We start from the raw sequence: 15,561 nt of genomic DNA on the forward strand, positions 1-15,561 counted from the left end.
CGATTCAGACCGGAAGGGCGAAAAAAGTGCGCTACGACATCGTCATCATCGGCGGAGCCATCGTCGGCTCCTCGATCGCCTATTACCTGCGCGAGGAAGGGTTTTCGGGCTCGATTGTGCTTATCGAGCGCGACCCGCAATTTTCCCATGCGGCGACCACGCTGTCCTGTGCCTCCATCCGCCAGCAGTTTTCGATCCCGGAAAACATCCGGCTGTCGCAGTTCACACTGAAACTGTTCCGGCGACTCAGGGAAGAGTTTGGCGCGGACGCCGATATCGGCTTTCGCGAAGGTGGTTATCTCATCCTTGCCGGCGAAAACGGGCTGCCGATTCTGCGGGCCAACCACGAGGCGCAGATGGCCGAGGGCGCGGACATCGTGCTCGAGGATGCGGAGGCGCTCGTCCGCCGGTTTCCCTGGCTGTCGGCCGAGGGCATCACTGCCGGGGCCTACGGCCGCAGCGGCGAAGGCTGGTTCGACGCGCACGCGATGCTGATGCTGTTCCGCAAGGCGCTACGGACGAAGAACATCGACTTCATCACAGCGTCGGTGACCGGTATTGAGCGGCGAGGCGAGCGCATCACCGGTGTGACTCTCGACAATGGCGAACGGCTCGAGGCCGGCACCGTCGTCAACGCCGCCGGGCCGAATGCCGGCAAGGTGGCCGCAATGGCCGGGCTGACACTGCCGGTGGAGCCGCGCAAGCGCAACGTCTTCGTCTTCGAGGCGCGCGAGAAATATGACGACATGCCGCTGCTGGTCGACCCGAGCGGCATCTATGTCCGGCCGGAAGGCTCGGTCTACATCACCGGCGGCGCCGAGCCGGAAGAGGGCGAAGGACCAGCCGACCCCGGCGATTTCGAGCCCGACTGGCCGCTGTTCGAGGAGGTGATCTGGCCGGTGCTGGCGACCCGCATTCCGGCCTTCGAGGCGATCAAGCCGACGCGGGCCTGGGTCGGCCATTACGACTACAACACGCTCGACCAGAACGCGGTGATCGGCCCGCATCCCGAGGTCGGGAATTTCCTCTTCGCCAACGGTTTTTCCGGTCACGGCCTGCAGCAGGCGCCGGCGGTCGGCAAGGCGCTGGCCGAGCTTCTGGTGCATGGCGGCTATCGCACGGTGGATTGCTCGGCGTTTGGGTATAGCCGGGTCGCCGAAGGACGGGCGTTTCGGGAGTTGAACGTGATTTGAAGCGGGCAAGCCGCTCAGAAATAAGCCGTTCTGTCGAGTTCCCGCCCACCCCCTCTGGCCTGCCGGCAGCCGTCAGCGCTCACGGCCGAACCAGAATGCGTCCGGCATGCGCGTCATGCCGATGCGTTCATAAAAGCCGACGGCGTCGGGCATGGAAATCAGGCTTATGGCAACGGAAGGCCCGAGTTGCCGGCGTGCCTCATCCATCAGGCCCTTGCCGATGCCCAGCCCTTGCGCCGATACGGAAACAGCGAGCTCGGAGATATAGCAGACCCAGGAAAAGTCGGTGACGCCGCGAGCGACACCAACCAGTGGCTTGCCAGGCGCATCGAGGCGCGCGGTCAACACCAGACCGGCACGGGCAAGCATCGCCCTCAAACGGGATTCGTCATCGACGGGGCGGTTCGCGCCGAGGCCGGATTCCACCAGAACGCGGCGGAACTCGGCTGTGCCGAGGCCCGGTTCGCTGGCGTAGAGGACCTTGGATCGTGTTGTCATGCCGACAAAAGTGCACCATGGGCCGGTGGTTTTGAAGCTGTTTTGTGCCGATCTTGTGTTTCGATGGACGACGAAGGTCCAAAAACAGCCGCCTTTTATTTGCCCGCGGCTTTGTGTAAACCGGGCGCAAGCAAATTCCCCGCAACGAGAAGAAGACGGGCAAGGACCATGGAAAAATTCACCAAGCTCACTGGCGTCGCCGCGCCGATGCCGATCGTCAATGTCGACACCGACATGATCATTCCCAAGGATTATCTCAAGACGATCAAGCGCACCGGGCTCGGCAGCGGGCTGTTCGCCGAAATGCGCTACAAGGACGACGGTTCGGAAAACCCGGACTTCGTGCTCAACAAGCCGGCCTACCGCAAGGCGCAGATCCTGGTCGCCGGCGACAATTTCGGCTGCGGCTCGAGCCGCGAGCATGCGCCGTGGGCGCTGCTCGATTTCGGCATACGCTGCGTCATCTCGACCTCGTTCGCCGACATTTTCTACAACAACTGCTTCAAGAACGGCATCCTGCCGATCACCGTCAGCCCGGAAGACCTGGAGAAGCTGATGGACGATGCCTCGCGCGGCTCCAACGCGACGCTGTCGATCGATCTCGAGGCCAAGGAAATCCGCGGGCCGGACGGCGGCGTAGTCAAGTTCGACCTCGATGAGTTCAAGCGCCACTGCCTGCTCAACGGGCTCGACGATATCGGCCTGACCATGGAGAAGGCCGGCGCCATCGCCTCGTTCGAGAAGAGGAATGCCGAGCTGCGGCCCTGGGCCTGAGCGGTACGATCTGAACGGGATAGCCCAGCCGCTGCAGGCCGGCTTGGTGGCGGAGGACAGTCATGACACGTTCGCTTGTTGCCGGCGCCTGCGCGCTGGCGTGGATTCTGATGCCGGTGGCTGGCGCGCATGCACAGACCGACATGGTGCTCGTGCCGGCTGACGGTGCGTCCGGCGGGGCCGCCGACCAGGGCGCGTCGAGCAATGCGGCCCTAACCGACGATGACAGCCAAGGACCGATCCCGTTCGAGGGTGGGCAGCTGACCATCACCCAGCAGGAGGAGTATGGCGAGAAGGCGCTGGCCTATGACGGCAAGCCGCTGGCCAGCAATTACGACGTGTTCTTCGATAAGGTCGTCAAGGTCGGCGGGGTCAACGTGGCGCTGGTCGATGTCGGCGACGGCGGCAACCAGTGCGGCCCCGCCAAGGTGATCGTCTGGAAACCGGAAGGCGGTACCATCCAGAGCACCACGGTCGAGCAAGACGAATGCGGTGCGCCGCCGGCCGCGGTGTCCGACAGCGCCATCTATTTCGTACCCTATCTTTTGCCCGGCGATTCCAAGCCGGCGCTGCGATGGTCGCCGACGGACGGGCTGACGAATTCCGGCAATCTCACCTACATGCCGGAGCCGGGCACCGACTGGAAAGACATCGATCCATCGAAATACGACAACATCGTCGACGCCTTCCATAACGAAGCGGTCTACAGGCTGGCCGAGACGCTGCTCGGCAAGGATATGCCCGACATGGCAACCAGCCTGCTGGTCGGCGGCGGCACGGAGAAAACCGCGTCGGGCGCCTTTTTCGCCAGTGGCTGCGTGCCGCACGATTGCGGCGGCAATGACGGCTTCATGGCCGTCGACCCGGCCAAGCACAAGCTCTATTTCGCCCGGCGCGGCGACAAGCCAGAGCCGGACGCCTGGCCGGCGGTGAGTACCTGGCCGGCGGAGATCAAGGAAGCGCTGGACAAGGAACTGCGTTCGGCGAATTAGGCGCTTGGCGCGGCGATTGCCACCACGTCTTCGTCACCATGGACGATGACCCATACCCTGGCCTTCGCCAGGAAGGCGGCGGACCAGAATTCTGCACCGCCGAGTTTCTTCCCACCCCCCTCTGCCCCGGCAGGTGCTGTCCCGCCATCATCAATGGTTGCACAGCCCATCCACAGCGTCTGGCCCATGGCCTGATCGGCTCATTCCCTGCAAGATAGCCGCTACGATCGTGAGGAAGCCATGCGAAAACTGATCTCCACCGGCTCGCCCTTCGAGAAGACCGCCGGCTATTCGCGCGCGGTGGTGCAGGGCGACTGGTGTTTCGTGTCCGGAACGACCGGCTACGACTATGCGATCATGTCGATGCCGGAGACGGTCGAGGCGCAGACGCGCAATTGCCTGGCGACGATCGCCAAGGCGCTCGGGGATGGCGGCTTCGAGATGGCCGACGTGGTGCGGGCGCATTACTACATCACCGATGCGGCTTTCGTCGATGTGGTGTTCCCGATCCTCGGCGAGATCTTCGGCGAGATCAGGCCGGCGGCGACGATGATCGTGTGTCAGCTCAACAAGCCGGAGATGAAGATCGAGATCGAGGTGACGGCGCTGCGGCGTACGGTTGGAGCGCGGTCATGAAAGTCCGGCGTATTGTTGCCAACATCGAAACGCCTGACATCGCAGCGGGAAAACGCTTCTATCAGGATGTGCTTGGTCTCGACGTGCTCATGGACCACGGCTGGATCACGACCTACGGCTCGCAAGAAAAAATGAACGTCCAGGTCAGCTTTGCCGTCGAGGGCGGCTCCGGCACGCCGGTGCCTGACCTGTCGATCGAGGTCGACGATGTCGACGCTGCACTTGAAAGCATGAGGAAGGCCGGCTTCGCCGTCGAATACGGTCCGGCGGACGAGCCCTGGGGCGTGCGGCGCTTCTTCGTGCGCGACCCGTTCGGCAGGCTGGTCAACATCCTTTCGCATCTATAGGCGTTTTTGTCTTGAGCATGGGATTTTCCCAAAACCGGTTTCCACTTTGGGTCCGATGCTCTGAACCGCAGGCTTGCGCGCCGGCCGCTTGGCGTTTAGCAAGGCCGCGGCTCACGACACAATCAGGACGGTTCTTATGGCTTCGAAAAATCTTCTCCTGCTTGCCGGCGACGGCATCGGCCCCGAGGCGATGGCCGAGGTGAAGAAGCTGATTTCCGCCATGAACGACAAGCTCGGCAGCGATTTCGTCACCGATGAGGGCCTTGTCGGCGGCTGCGCCTATGACGCGCATGGCGCGGCGATTTCCGATACCGACATGGCCAAGGCGATGGCCGCGGACGCGGTGCTGTTCGGCGCCGTCGGCGGGCCGAAATGGGATGCGGTGCCTTACGAGGTGCGCCCGGAGGCAGGTCTTTTGCGCCTGCGCAAGGACATGGAGCTGTTTGCCAATCTAAGACCCGCCATCTGTTATCCGGCGCTGGCGGCGTCCTCCTCGCTCAAACAGGAAGTCGTCGAGGGTCTCGACATTTTGATCGTGCGCGAGCTCACCGGTGGCGTCTATTTCGGCGAGCCGAAGCAGATCATCGATCTCGGCAACGGCCAGAAGCGCGGCATCGACACGCAGATCTACGACACGTTCGAGATCGAGCGCATTTCGGGCGTTGCCTTCGAGCTGGCGCGGACACGCCGCAACCATGTGACCTCAATGGAAAAGCGCAATGTGATGAAATCCGGCGTTTTGTGGAACGAAGTCGTCACGCAGACCCACAAGGCGCGCTATGCCGACGTCAAGCTCGACCACATGCTGGCCGATGCCGGCGGCATGCAGCTGGTGCGCTGGCCGAAGCAGTTCGACGTCATCGTCACCGACAATCTGTTCGGCGACATGCTGTCCGACATCGCCGCCATGCTGACCGGCTCGATCGGCATGCTGCCGTCGGCCTCGCTCGGCGCCCCCGATGCCAAGACGAAAAAGCGCAAGGCGCTCTATGAGCCGGTGCACGGCTCGGCGCCTGATATATCAGGCAAGGGCATCGCCAACCCGATCGCCATGATCGCCTCCTTCGCCATGTGCATGCGCTATTCCTTCGGCATGGTGGCCGAAGCCGACCGCCTAGAAGGCGCGATCGCCGCCGTGCTCGACCAGGGCTTGCGCACCCGGGATATTTTGTCCGAGGGGATGACCGAGGTCGGCACCACCGAGATGGGCGACGCGATCATCGCCAAATTCCTGGGCTGAGCCTGTGGCGGTCGACGTCCGCTGGGCGACGACTGAGGATGCGGCGGCACTCCCGCGGTTAAATTTGGACACCCGCCGGCACCGGACCCCACTGGTTTTCGCGCGGCTGGGTCGGGATCAGCGCAAAGATCAGGATGATCACGGTGCCGAAGGTCGGGATCAGGAAAAGCAGGAAGAGCCAGCCGGTCAGGCCGATATCGTGCAGGCGACGCACGTTGAGGCCGAACCACGGCAGGGCTGTTGCCAGCAGGAAGAGGCCAAAGAGGCCGACCGTCACTGCCGGCAATTCACTGTTGTCGAGATTGCCCATGGCGTCGTCGGTGAAGACGCCGAGTCCTATCGCCACGATCAGCGCGATCGTCCAGAACAAGCAATAGCCCCAATATTCCTTGCGGCGGGCACGGCCGGCGAAGTTGAAATAATTCTCCGTCAGGCCCAGCCAGAAATAGCTCCACAGGCCGGTGGATCCGGCGGGACTGTTGTCAGCGGAGCGGCCGAAATGTTGCGGCTGACGTGCCGCGGGCGCATTGCCGGCCTGAGTTGGGGCGGCGGTTGCAGCGGGGGCGTCGGTGGGTGCACTGGCAGGTTGGGCGCGGATCGAAAAAACATCGCGTGCCCGTCCGCCAGCCGGCTCGAATTCGACGGGCGTGCCTTCGGCAACCGATGCTTCGCGGCGCAAGTCCTCTCGCGCGAAGCTGTAGCGGTTGCCGTCGGCTCCGGTAATGAAACCGAAGGCCTGGTCCTCGTCATAGTGAAGAACTTCGCCGCGCATGTCCTGCCCACCCCATCGCCCTGCCCCAGACTGTGCAAAGTTCCGGCAGACCGCAAGGGGCGTGCGCGAAATGGAGGATGCCGGCCATTTACCCCGGCCGTTTCTTCGATTTCTTGTGTTTCGCCGGTCCGCCTTCGAACTTCGCCTTGGCCGGTTTTCCGGCCCAAGGCTTTGCCTCGAATGCCGGGCGCTGGTCGGCCGGTGCGCGCTTCTCGAATTTGGGCGCGTTTTGATCGAATGTCCGCTTGCCGCGGTGCGGCTTCTTGTCGGGCCGTGGCTCCTGATAGCCGGCCCGCGACAAATCCGGCATGCCGTCCAGCCGCTTGACCGCAATGTTGCCCTGCAGCTTGCGGTCGGGACCGATCGCCGCGAGGAAACGCTCGGCCCAGTCCGCCGCGATCTGCACGAAGGTTTCTTCCGGCTGCATCTTGATGGCGCCGATCTCGCGCTTGGAGATGCCGCCCGTCCGGCACAGCATCGGGATCAGCCAGCGCGGCTCGGCATTTTGCCGGCGTCCGACCGACAGCGAGAACCAGACGCTGTCGCCGAAATCGTCGCGGCGGCTCGGTGCCTCGTCCCGGCGCGCAAATTTTTCGCCCGATGGCGTGAATGGCGCCACGTCGAGAAGATCCTCCGGCGCCGAGCGGCTGGAGCGGCACATCCGTACGAAAGCGGCGGCGACCTGTTCTGGCCCGTGCTGATCGAGAAGCGCCTGGACGAAGCCGCGCTCGTCCTCCTTCATGGGCTCGCCGAAGGCCGGATCCGCGAGAATGCGCTCGTCATCGCGCCGTATCACGTCGTCGGCCGAGGGCGGGCTCGCCCAAGTCGCCGCAAGGCCGGCACTTTGCAGCAGCCGCTCGGTGCGCTTGCGGGCATTATTGGGCACGATCAGCGCGCTGACGCCCTTGCGCCCCGCCCGTCCCGTTCGCCCGCTTCGGTGCAGGAGCGTCTCCGGGTTGGTCGGCAGGTCGGCGTGGATCACCAGCTCGAGATTGGGCAGGTCGATACCGCGCGCTGCGACGTCGGTGGCGATGCAGACCTTGGCGCGGCCGTCGCGCATCGCTTGCAGCGCATGGCTGCGCTCGTTCTGGCTCAGCTCGCCCGAAAGCGCCACCACGGAAAAGTTGCGGTTGTTGAAGCGCGCCGTCAGGTGATTGACGGCAGCACGGGTGTTGCAGAACACAAGCGCGTTCTTTGCCTCGTAAAAGCGCAGCACGTTGATGATGGCGTTCTCCCGGTCGGCCTGGGCAACGCTCAGCGCCCGGTACTCGATGTCGAGATGCTGCTTCTCCTCGCCGGAAGCCGAGATGCGCACGGCGTCGCGCTGGTAGCCCTTTGCGAGGGTGGCGATAGAGCGTGGCACTGTGGCGGAAAACATCAGCGTGCGGCGCTCGGCAGGGGCGGCGTCGAGGATGAATTCGAGGTCCTCGCGAAAGCCGAGATCGAGCATCTCATCGGCCTCGTCGAGCACAACTGCCTTGAGCGCCGACATGTCGAGCGAATTGCGGGTGATGTGGTCGCGCAGGCGGCCGGGCGTGCCGACGACGATATGGGCGCCGCGCTCCAGCGTGCGCCGTTCGGTGCGCATGTCCATGCCGCCGACGCAGGACGCCACCGTGGCCCCGGTCAGCTCGTAGAGCCATTCCAGCTCGCGCGTCACCTGCAGCGCCAGCTCCCGCGTCGGTGCGACGGCCAGCGCCAGGGGCGCCGCGGCGTCGGAAAAGCGCTCGGCACCATCGAGAAGCGTCGGCGCCAAAGCCAGGCCGAAAGCGACGGTCTTGCCGGAGCCGGTCTGGGCTGAAACCAGCGCATCGGCCTGGTCAAGTTCGAGAACGGCCTTTTGCACCGGTGTCAGCTCGACATAGCCGCGTTTTTCCAGCGCCTTTGCCAGCGCGGGAACAATAGCTTCGAAGTTGGACATCTCACTCTTTCGGAATTCGGATTCTCAATACCCGGCGACGGGTCAAATGTCGGCATGCGCCACGCACGGGCGCCACGAGCCAGACGATGCCCGTTCGTACTTCGTGCCGTGGCCATTGTACAGGGCAGTGGTCCGCCTGGTTGCGATTGACTCTTGACGCAAACTGCGTAAAAGCCGGCACCGAACGGGAATGGTTTTTCGATGCGCGGCCTTTTGATGGCGCTCCTTGCCTTCGATATCCCCGGCCCCAATGCGAACCATTGGGCTGGACGCCTTAGCGCGTCTTTCCGTTCCAGCAAAACCACGTTCTTGGTCAAAAAAACCGGTAAAACGACCACCAAAACGGTCTGATTCCCTTGGCCTAACCACCCTCTCCCGGGTCCGGCCCGGGGGTTGAAACCCGCATCGGCCGCGGGTTTCTCCAGAAACCGAGCGGAGAGGGACAGGAGATTTTCGATGAGTTTCAAGGTTGCGATCGTCGGTGCCACGGGCAATGTGGGCCGGGAAATGCTCAACATACTGGAAGAGCGCGGCTTTCCGGTGAGCGAGGTGGTGGCGCTGGCCTCGCGGCGCAGCCAGGGCACGGAAGTGTCGTTCGGCGACCGCACGCTGAAGGTCCGGACGCTCGACCAGTATGATTTTTCCGACACCGACATCTGCATCATGTCGGCCGGCGGCAACGTCTCCAAGGAATGGTCGCCGAAGATCGGCAAGCAGGGCTGCGTCGTCATCGACAATTCGTCGGCCTTCCGCTACGACCAGGACGTGCCGCTGATCGTTCCGGAAGTGAACCCGGACGCGATTTCGCTGTTCACACGCAAGAACATCATTGCCAACCCGAACTGCTCGACGGCGCAGCTGGTTGTGGCACTGAAGCCGTTGCACGACTTCGCCACCATCAAGCGCGTCGTCGTCGCCACCTACCAGTCGGTCTCCGGCGCCGGCAAGGAAGGCATGGACGAATTGTTCACGCAGACGCGGGCCGTGTTCGTCGCCGACCAGGTCGACGTCAAGAAATTCACCAAGCGTATCGCCTTCAACGTCATCCCGCACATCGACGTCTTCCTCGACGACGGCTTCACCAAGGAAGAGTGGAAGATGGTGGCCGAGACCAAGAAGATGCTCGACCCCAAGATCAAGCTGACGGCGACCTGCGTGCGGGTGCCGGTGTTCATCGGCCATTCGGAAGCGGTCAATATCGAGTTCGAAAAGCCGATCACCGCCGATGAAGCGCGCGAGATCCTGCGCGAGGCGCCGGGCTGCCAGGTGATCGACAAGCGCGAGGACGGCGGCTACATCACGCCGCTGGACTCGGCCGGCGAGGACGCCACCTTCATCTCGCGCATCCGTGAGGATTCGACCATCGACAACGGATTGTCGATGTGGATCGTCTCCGACAATCTGCGCAAGGGCGCGGCGCTCAATGCGGTGCAGATCGCGGAGCTGCTGGTCGAGCGCGGGCTGATCCAGCCGAAGAAGAAGGCGGCATAGTTTTCGCTCACGGGCTCGGCCTTCGGCCGGTTTAGTTTCGCTCACGGGCCGCACCGCCGCTTCGCGGCCGGCCCTTCGCGGGAGCGCCGGAAAGCCGGCGGCCCGCAGTCGCGGGCTCGGCCTTCGGCCGATGCTCCCTTCTCCCCGCTCATGAGGAGAAGGTCCCGGCAGGGGGATGACGGGCGGCACCGGCATCTGAAGTAAACAGCAGGTGCCGGCGTCACAGCGGGCTCTCCTCCGCCAGCTTCTCCAACATCGCCACCGCCTCCTCCGCCCGGTCGGCGGGCACGAACAAATGGTCGTGGTAGAAGGCCGAGACCGGATTGACGCCCATGCCGGCGGTAGCCAGCCGCGCGGTGATGGCGGCGAGGAAGCCGACCGCTTCCAGCGACGAATGGACGTTCAGCGTCAGCATCCGGCAGCGGAATGTTGGTTGCAGGCCGGCGGCTTTGGCCTCGTCCTCAGGCACGATCAGCGTCACGCCCTCGTGCTCGTAAAACAGCATCAGCGGATGAAGCTCGCCGGGAATAGGCGCACCGGGCGGCAAGCTGGCAAAGACATAGACACCGGCTGTCAGCTCCGGTTGCATTTCGGCCAGCAGCGTCTTCAAATCGGTTTCGCCGGCCATGCCATGCCTCCCGGATATTGTGCGGATCACCCTGCCGAGAACCCGCGTTTTGCGGCGATGATTTTGCGGGCCACTTGATCACAAGAGACCCGCTTGGTCTGCCGCCGACCTTCTTCATTGGATCAAATCGCCAGGTTGCGAGTTAGGGGTGCAGCGGCGAGGACGGTACCCTGTTGGAGAGGAACGACAATGAAAAAGGTGATGATCTTGCTGGCCCTGCTGGTACCGCTCGGTGCCTGCTCCCGTACTGAGCAAGGCGCGGCAGTTGGCGGCCTGGGCGGTGCGGCGGTCGGCGCCGCAGTGGCCGGCAACCCGACCCAAGGCGCGGTGATCGGCGGCGCGGCCGGCGCTTTGGCCGGTGCGCTGATCGGCCGTGCCAGCGAAAGCGGCCAGTGCCGTTATCGCGGCCGCGACGGTCGTGTGTACATTGCGAGCTGCCCACAAGGATATTGATCGGGCCGCGTCATACGGATGAACTGGCAACAGCAAAACGGCGGGCAGAGGCCCGCCGTTCTGCGACTGGGGATGGATGAATTATTCGGCGCTGGCGGCTTCCGCCTCGGCCGGGGCGGCGGTTGCGGCGGCAACAGCGGCGGCGGCATCTTCCTGCGCCTTCTTCAGCAGTGCTGCGCGCTCCTGCGTCTTTTTGCCGGGCTCGGCCTTCTTCGGGTTGGAGCGGGCTTCGCGCTTGGCGATGCCGGCTTCGTCGAGGAAGCGCAGCACACGGTCGGTCGGCTGGGCGCCGTGCGACAGCCAATGCTTGACGCGCTCGGCGTCGACCTTGACGCGTTCGCCGTCCTTGGGCAGCAGCGGGTTCCACGAGCCGAGCGACTCGATGAAACGGCCGTCGCGCGGCGAACGGGCATCGGCGACGACGACGTGGTAATAGGGACGCTTCTTCGAGCCCGCACGGGCCAGTCGGATTTTCAGTGGCATTTCTTTTCTCCTAAAAAGCTCTGATTTGGTTGATCGGTTGGTGGCTGGTCCTCAGCCGGTTTTCGTCACGCCGTTGGAAGCGGCGATCTGCTCGTGATGGCGGATCACTTCGCGGACGACGAAGTTCAGGAATTTCTCCGCGAAATCCGGGTCGAGATGGGCGTCCTTCGCCAGTTGGCGAAGGCGGGCGATCTGCTCCTGCTCGCGTGCCGGATCGGCCGGCGGCAGCCCATGTTCCGCCTTCAGCACGCCGACCGCTTTGGTGCAGCGGAAGCGCTCGGCCAGCATGTGGATCAGCGCCGCGTCGATGTTGTCGATCGAGGCGCGATAATTGACTAGCGCCGCACGCGCGTCGGCCATGTCCTTTTCTTCGTTCATGGCGCCCTCATTTCTTCTTGCCGAGGCCGGGTAGGCCGCCGCCAGATCCCGGCAAACCAGGAAGCTTCATGCCGCCGGGCAGCCCAGGCAGACCACCGCCACCGGGAAAGCCGCCGGGAAGGCCCTTCATGCCGCCGAGCCCGGCCGCCTGTGCCTGCTTCTGCAAGGCTTCGAGCTGCTTGGGATCCATCTTGGAGAGGTCCGGCATGCCGCCGCCCATCATGCCGCCGGGGCCGCCCGGCATCATGCCACCGAGCCCCATCTTGGAAGCAAGCCCGCCCATCATGCCGCGCATCAGGCCGCCGCCTTTGCCCTTGCCGCCCATCGCCTTCATCATGTCGGCCATGCCGCGATGCATCTTCAACAGCTTGTTGATTTCGGCCGCGTCGGTGCCGGAGCCGGCGGCGATGCGCTTCTTGCGCGAGTGCTTCAGAATATCGGGATTGGCGCGCTCGGCCTTGGTCATCGACGAGATGATGGCGAGCTGGCGGCCGAACATCTTGTCGTCGAGACCGGCGGCGGCCATCTGGTCCTTCATCTTGCCCATGCCAGGCATCATGCCCATGATGCCGCCCATGCCGCCCATTTTCGACATTTGCTGAAGCTGGCCGGCGAGGTCGTTCAGGTCGAACTTGCCCGACTGCATCTTCCTGGCCATCGCCGCCGCCTGCTCGGCGTCAATGTTCTCGGCCGCCTTTTCGACGAGGCTGACGATGTCGCCCATGCCGAGGATGCGGTCGGCGATGCGCTTGGGGTGGAATTCCTCCAGCCCGTCCATTTTTTCGCCGGTGCCGATCAGCTTGATCGGCTTGCCGGTGACGGCGCGCATCGAGAGTGCTGCGCCACCGCGGCCGTCGCCGTCCATACGGGTCAGCACGAGGCCGGTGATGCCGACGCGCTCATCGAAGCTTTTCGCCAGATTGACGGCGTCCTGGCCGGTCAGCGAATCGGCGACCAGCAGGATCTCGTGCGGCGACGACACCTTCTTGATGTCGGCCATCTCGACCATCAGCGGCTCGTCAATATGGGTGCGGCCGGCGGTATCGAGGATGACGACGTCATGGCCGCCGAGCTTTGCCGCCTGCACGGCGCGGCGGGCGATATCGACCGGCGTCTGGCCGGCGACGATCGGCAGCGTGGCGACCTTGACCTGCTCGCCGAGTTGACGGAGCTGCTCCTGCGCGGCGGGACGCCGCGTGTCGAGCGATGCCATCAAGACCTTCTTGTTCTGGCGCTCGGCCAGGCGCTTGGCGATCTTGGCCGAGGTCGTCGTCTTGCCGGAGCCCTGCAGGCCGACCATCATGATGACGACCGGAGCCGGTGCATTGAGGTCGATGGCGACGCCCTCGGCGCCGAGCATCTCGACCAGCTCGTCATGGACGATCTTGACGACCATCTGGCCGGGCTTGATCGACTTGACCACGGCGGCGCCGACGGCCTTCTCGCGCACCTTGTCGGTGAAGGAACGCACCACTTCCAACGCCACGTCGGCCTCGAGCAGCGCACGGCGCACCTCGCGCAGCGCCGCCGAGACATCCGCCTCCGACAGCGCGCCGCGGCCGGTGAGGCCGTTCAGGATCGAACCAAGGCGCTCTTGCAGGGACTCAAACATTGGTCAAACCGCCGTGCGAGAGCGCCTTGGATTCATGCTGATCCCCGTCGGGCCTGCGGCCCTCCACGCCTCTTGTGCGTTCCTCTAGCGATTCAAACATTCTTTTTCCTTTTCCCTGGCACCCGGATGATGCCCGAGAGGTAATGCGTTCGCGCCGACTGTCCAAGCAAAAGCCGGTCCGGGCAAAAGCCCAAAGCCAAAAAGCACCCGGGGGCGCACAGCGCTGCCGGGTGTTGGCCTCCGGGATCGATTTACAGCACTTCACCTCAAAGAGGTTTCGGCGTCCCGGTCGGTTTGCTCGGAGGGATACTCGTCGCGGAATTTCGCGGCGTGTAGACAGGAAATCGGCCGCAGAGTCAAGCTTTGGTCAAGCTTTGAGCCGAATATGCTCAGGGCGACCAGGCAACGCGCATCAGCGCACGCCGCCGGCGCGCGGCATATCCGGTTCCACTTTCAGCGGTGAGCGCGGATGCAAAAGCAGCAGAACGGTCAACAGGCTGCTGACGATGCCGATCGCGGCGATGAGGACGGCGTCTAAAGCCGTCCAGCCGGCGGCTTCGAGCGGCTTGGCGTTGAACAGGGCGAAGGAATTATAGCTTTGCTGATGCGAAATCAGCAAGAAGCCGGTCAGATTGTTGCCGAGATGGGCGCCGAAGCCAGCACCCAGATTGCCGGTGGCATAGACCAGAAGCGTCAGCAACAGTGCAAAGGCGGCGATCGAGGCCAGCACGCAGGCGTTGATGGCGGTCGTCGAGCTCGGGCTCCAATGCAGGGAGGTGAACAGCAGTCCCGGCAGCAGCGCCCAGATAAATGGATTTTGGAACCGGCTCGCCAGACCCCTGAGCAGATAGCCGCGGAACAGCATCTCCTCCGACGAGGTCTGCAGAAAGGTCAATGCAGCGATCGGGATCAGGAACAAAAGCCAGGACGACAGGCCGATCGTACCGCGCGCAATATCGGGCTGCAGGCCATAAAGCAGGATCTCGGAAAGCAGCGAAGTGATCAGCACCGCGGCCAACCCTTTCAGGAACCCCGACCACGAAATGCGCCGGCTGATGCCGATCAGGGCCGTCAGCTTCTCGCGATGGATCCAGCGCATGGCAGCCCAAAGGCCGAGCCAGATTCCGGCAAAGGAAGCCAGCGCCGCGAGGATGCCCGCGGGCGATGCCATGAAATCCTGCACCGCCCCTCCAGCTGGCGGGGAGGTGCCTGACGACGCCTGCCAGACGGTAAAGGCATAGGTGCCGCCGAACAGCACGGCGACGGTTGTTGCGACCCAGAACAGGACGACGATCGCCGTCCCGAGCAGGAGGCGCGGCAAGGTGGTCTTGTCGTTTGAAGTAAGCCGATAATGCTCGAAGGCGGTTGGATCGATGGTCACGCGGGCTCGCTGGCTGGTGCTTCGGCTCGCATGGTCTAGAGCATCGGACGCAAAAGTGAAAACCGGTTTTGCAGCAGCAATGCCGGCTGTGGCAATGTCGGGAGTCTGAGCGGCCGCCACTACAGGGCGACCGCTCTGTTGGCGACGTCAGCGCACGACGTACATGATGCGCCTTGTGTCCGGATCGACCAGCGCCGGCTGGCCGTTCACATAGACGTAGCGGTAATTATAGTCCGGAATCTCGCGCAGCTCGACGGTGTCGGGCAAGGTCGCGCCGGTAACCACCTCGCCCTCGAGATAGACCGGATCGAGTCGATTCGTTTCGACATACGTGCGAACCTCGGCCGGCGGTCGCCGGATGGGCTCGATCGCCTCGCCGGCAACGATTGCTCCGGTATAGTTGTCGGAATATTCGACGCTATCGGCGGGCGCTGTCACGACGGCAATGTCGGCGCTGGCCGGACGCTGCGTCAGGACCACGCGGCTGCCGCCGAAATCCGCCGTCACATAGTCGGAATAGACCCAGCCCTGGCCGTTGGCTTCGGCGATGGTGCACCATTTGCTATTGGCAATGCAGCCATCGAGCGTCGCAGACTGGCCGGCGGCGAGCACGCCGATAACCGGATATTGCGGGCCGGGGCCGGCGCGTACATTAAGATCGGTGATGGCCGAGACGGCGGTGTCGGCCAAAGCAGAGCCCGACATCGCTGTGAGCGCGCCGGCCACCGCCGGAAACAATATGCGTTTCATGATCTTCTCTCC

18 protein-coding genes are annotated in these 15,561 nt (G+C 63.9%); 8 read left to right on the forward strand and 10 right to left on the reverse strand.

Annotation, left to right across the window (positions count from 1 at the left end; translation table 11 throughout):
• Positions 1 to 26: 26 nt before the first annotated feature.
• Positions 27 to 1,193, forward strand: coding sequence for an NAD(P)/FAD-dependent oxidoreductase (locus NKI85_RS25260; protein ID WP_352528029.1), 1,167 nt, complete (start codon positions 27 to 29; stop codon positions 1,191 to 1,193).
• Positions 1,194 to 1,265: 72 nt separating this feature from the next.
• Here NKI85_RS25260 and NKI85_RS25265 read toward each other — a convergent pair whose 3' ends face one another.
• Positions 1,266 to 1,691 carry a GNAT family N-acetyltransferase gene (locus NKI85_RS25265; protein ID WP_352778640.1) on the reverse strand — a complete coding sequence of 142 codons (426 nt, stop codon included), beginning with the start codon at positions 1,689 to 1,691 and terminating at the stop codon, positions 1,266 to 1,268.
• Positions 1,692 to 1,859: 168 nt separating this feature from the next.
• On the opposite strand from NKI85_RS25265, the gene leuD reads away from it, so the two are divergent.
• Positions 1,860 to 2,465 carry a 3-isopropylmalate dehydratase small subunit gene (gene leuD / locus NKI85_RS25270; protein ID WP_352528025.1) on the forward strand — a complete coding sequence of 202 codons (606 nt, stop codon included), beginning with the start codon at positions 1,860 to 1,862 and terminating at the stop codon, positions 2,463 to 2,465.
• Between the two features lie 62 nt (positions 2,466 to 2,527).
• The gene (locus tag NKI85_RS25275) at positions 2,528 to 3,457 is read left to right on the forward strand and encodes an Ivy family c-type lysozyme inhibitor (protein WP_352778642.1); all 930 of its coding nucleotides are present in this window, start codon (positions 2,528 to 2,530) and stop codon (positions 3,455 to 3,457) included.
• Here the strand turns inward: NKI85_RS25275 and NKI85_RS25280 are convergent.
• Complete coding sequence (locus tag NKI85_RS25280; RefSeq protein ID WP_352778645.1) at positions 3,454 to 3,645, reverse strand: hypothetical protein; 192 nt, start codon at positions 3,643 to 3,645, stop codon at positions 3,454 to 3,456. The two genes, NKI85_RS25275 and NKI85_RS25280, sit on opposite strands and share 4 nt — an antisense overlap.
• Positions 3,646 to 3,697: 52 nt before the next feature.
• Between NKI85_RS25280 and NKI85_RS25285 the strand changes: the two genes are divergently transcribed.
• The 3 genes from NKI85_RS25285 to leuB all read left to right on the forward strand — a co-directional run bounded on the left by NKI85_RS25285 (position 3,698) and on the right by leuB (position 5,680).
• Positions 3,698 to 4,093 carry a RidA family protein gene (locus tag NKI85_RS25285; RefSeq protein ID WP_352528019.1) on the forward strand — a complete coding sequence of 132 codons (396 nt, stop codon included), beginning with the start codon at positions 3,698 to 3,700 and terminating at the stop codon, positions 4,091 to 4,093.
• On the forward strand, positions 4,090 to 4,440 hold the full coding sequence (locus tag NKI85_RS25290) for a VOC family protein (RefSeq protein ID WP_352528017.1): 351 nt from the start codon (positions 4,090 to 4,092) through the stop codon (positions 4,438 to 4,440). Before NKI85_RS25285 ends, NKI85_RS25290 begins: the two co-directional genes overlap by 4 nt.
• 136 nt (positions 4,441 to 4,576) lie before the next feature.
• The gene (gene leuB, locus NKI85_RS25295) at positions 4,577 to 5,680 is read left to right on the forward strand and encodes a 3-isopropylmalate dehydrogenase (protein WP_352778648.1); all 1,104 of its coding nucleotides are present in this window, start codon (positions 4,577 to 4,579) and stop codon (positions 5,678 to 5,680) included.
• Positions 5,681 to 5,738: 58 nt separating this feature from the next.
• Here the strand turns inward: leuB and NKI85_RS25300 are convergent, their stop codons facing one another.
• Together NKI85_RS25300 and NKI85_RS25305 are read right to left on the reverse strand one after the other, a co-directional pair.
• Positions 5,739 to 6,452, reverse strand: coding sequence for a DUF805 domain-containing protein (locus NKI85_RS25300; RefSeq protein ID WP_352778650.1), 714 nt, complete (start codon positions 6,450 to 6,452; stop codon positions 5,739 to 5,741).
• An 88-nt stretch (positions 6,453 to 6,540) separates the two neighbouring features.
• The gene (locus NKI85_RS25305) at positions 6,541 to 8,373 is read right to left on the reverse strand and encodes a DEAD/DEAH box helicase (protein ID WP_352778652.1); all 1,833 of its coding nucleotides are present in this window, start codon (positions 8,371 to 8,373) and stop codon (positions 6,541 to 6,543) included.
• A 456-nt stretch (positions 8,374 to 8,829) separates the two neighbouring features.
• On the opposite strand from NKI85_RS25305, the gene NKI85_RS25310 reads away from it, so the two are divergent.
• Complete coding sequence (locus NKI85_RS25310; protein WP_352528009.1) at positions 8,830 to 9,864, forward strand: aspartate-semialdehyde dehydrogenase; 1,035 nt, start codon at positions 8,830 to 8,832, stop codon at positions 9,862 to 9,864.
• Positions 9,865 to 10,084: 220 nt separating this feature from the next.
• Here NKI85_RS25310 and NKI85_RS25315 read toward each other — a convergent pair whose 3' ends face one another.
• Entirely contained in the window at positions 10,085 to 10,492 is a 408-nt protein-coding gene (locus NKI85_RS25315; protein WP_352778654.1) for an ACT domain-containing protein, read from the reverse strand.
• A gap of 189 nt (positions 10,493 to 10,681) precedes the next feature.
• Here NKI85_RS25315 and NKI85_RS25320 point away from each other — a divergent pair, with 189 nt between their 5' ends.
• Positions 10,682 to 10,945, forward strand: a complete 264-nt coding sequence (locus NKI85_RS25320) for a YMGG-like glycine zipper-containing protein (protein WP_352778657.1) — start codon at positions 10,682 to 10,684, stop codon at positions 10,943 to 10,945.
• An 81-nt stretch (positions 10,946 to 11,026) separates the two neighbouring features.
• Here the strand turns inward: NKI85_RS25320 and rpsP are convergent, their stop codons facing one another.
• From rpsP to NKI85_RS25345, 5 genes are all read right to left on the reverse strand, one after another.
• The gene (gene rpsP, locus NKI85_RS25325) at positions 11,027 to 11,428 is read right to left on the reverse strand and encodes a 30S ribosomal protein S16 (RefSeq protein WP_352528003.1); all 402 of its coding nucleotides are present in this window, start codon (positions 11,426 to 11,428) and stop codon (positions 11,027 to 11,029) included.
• A gap of 51 nt (positions 11,429 to 11,479) precedes the next feature.
• Entirely contained in the window at positions 11,480 to 11,806 is a 327-nt protein-coding gene (locus NKI85_RS25330; protein ID WP_352528002.1) for a chorismate mutase, read from the reverse strand.
• A 7-nt stretch (positions 11,807 to 11,813) separates the two neighbouring features.
• A complete protein-coding gene (gene ffh / locus NKI85_RS25335; RefSeq protein WP_352778660.1) occupies positions 11,814 to 13,418 on the reverse strand; it encodes a signal recognition particle protein in 1,605 nt (534 codons plus the stop codon).
• A 412-nt stretch (positions 13,419 to 13,830) separates the two neighbouring features.
• Positions 13,831 to 14,799 carry a CPBP family intramembrane glutamic endopeptidase gene (locus NKI85_RS25340; RefSeq protein WP_352778662.1) on the reverse strand — a complete coding sequence of 323 codons (969 nt, stop codon included), beginning with the start codon at positions 14,797 to 14,799 and terminating at the stop codon, positions 13,831 to 13,833.
• Positions 14,800 to 14,946: 147 nt separating this feature from the next.
• Positions 14,947 to 15,549, reverse strand: coding sequence for a DUF1236 domain-containing protein (locus NKI85_RS25345; RefSeq protein ID WP_352527996.1), 603 nt, complete (start codon positions 15,547 to 15,549; stop codon positions 14,947 to 14,949).
• Positions 15,550 to 15,561: the final 12 nt, after the last annotated feature.

It is taken from the genome of Mesorhizobium sp. M0571 (assembly GCF_040320985.1).
Taxonomy (GTDB): domain Bacteria; phylum Pseudomonadota; class Alphaproteobacteria; order Rhizobiales; family Rhizobiaceae; genus Mesorhizobium.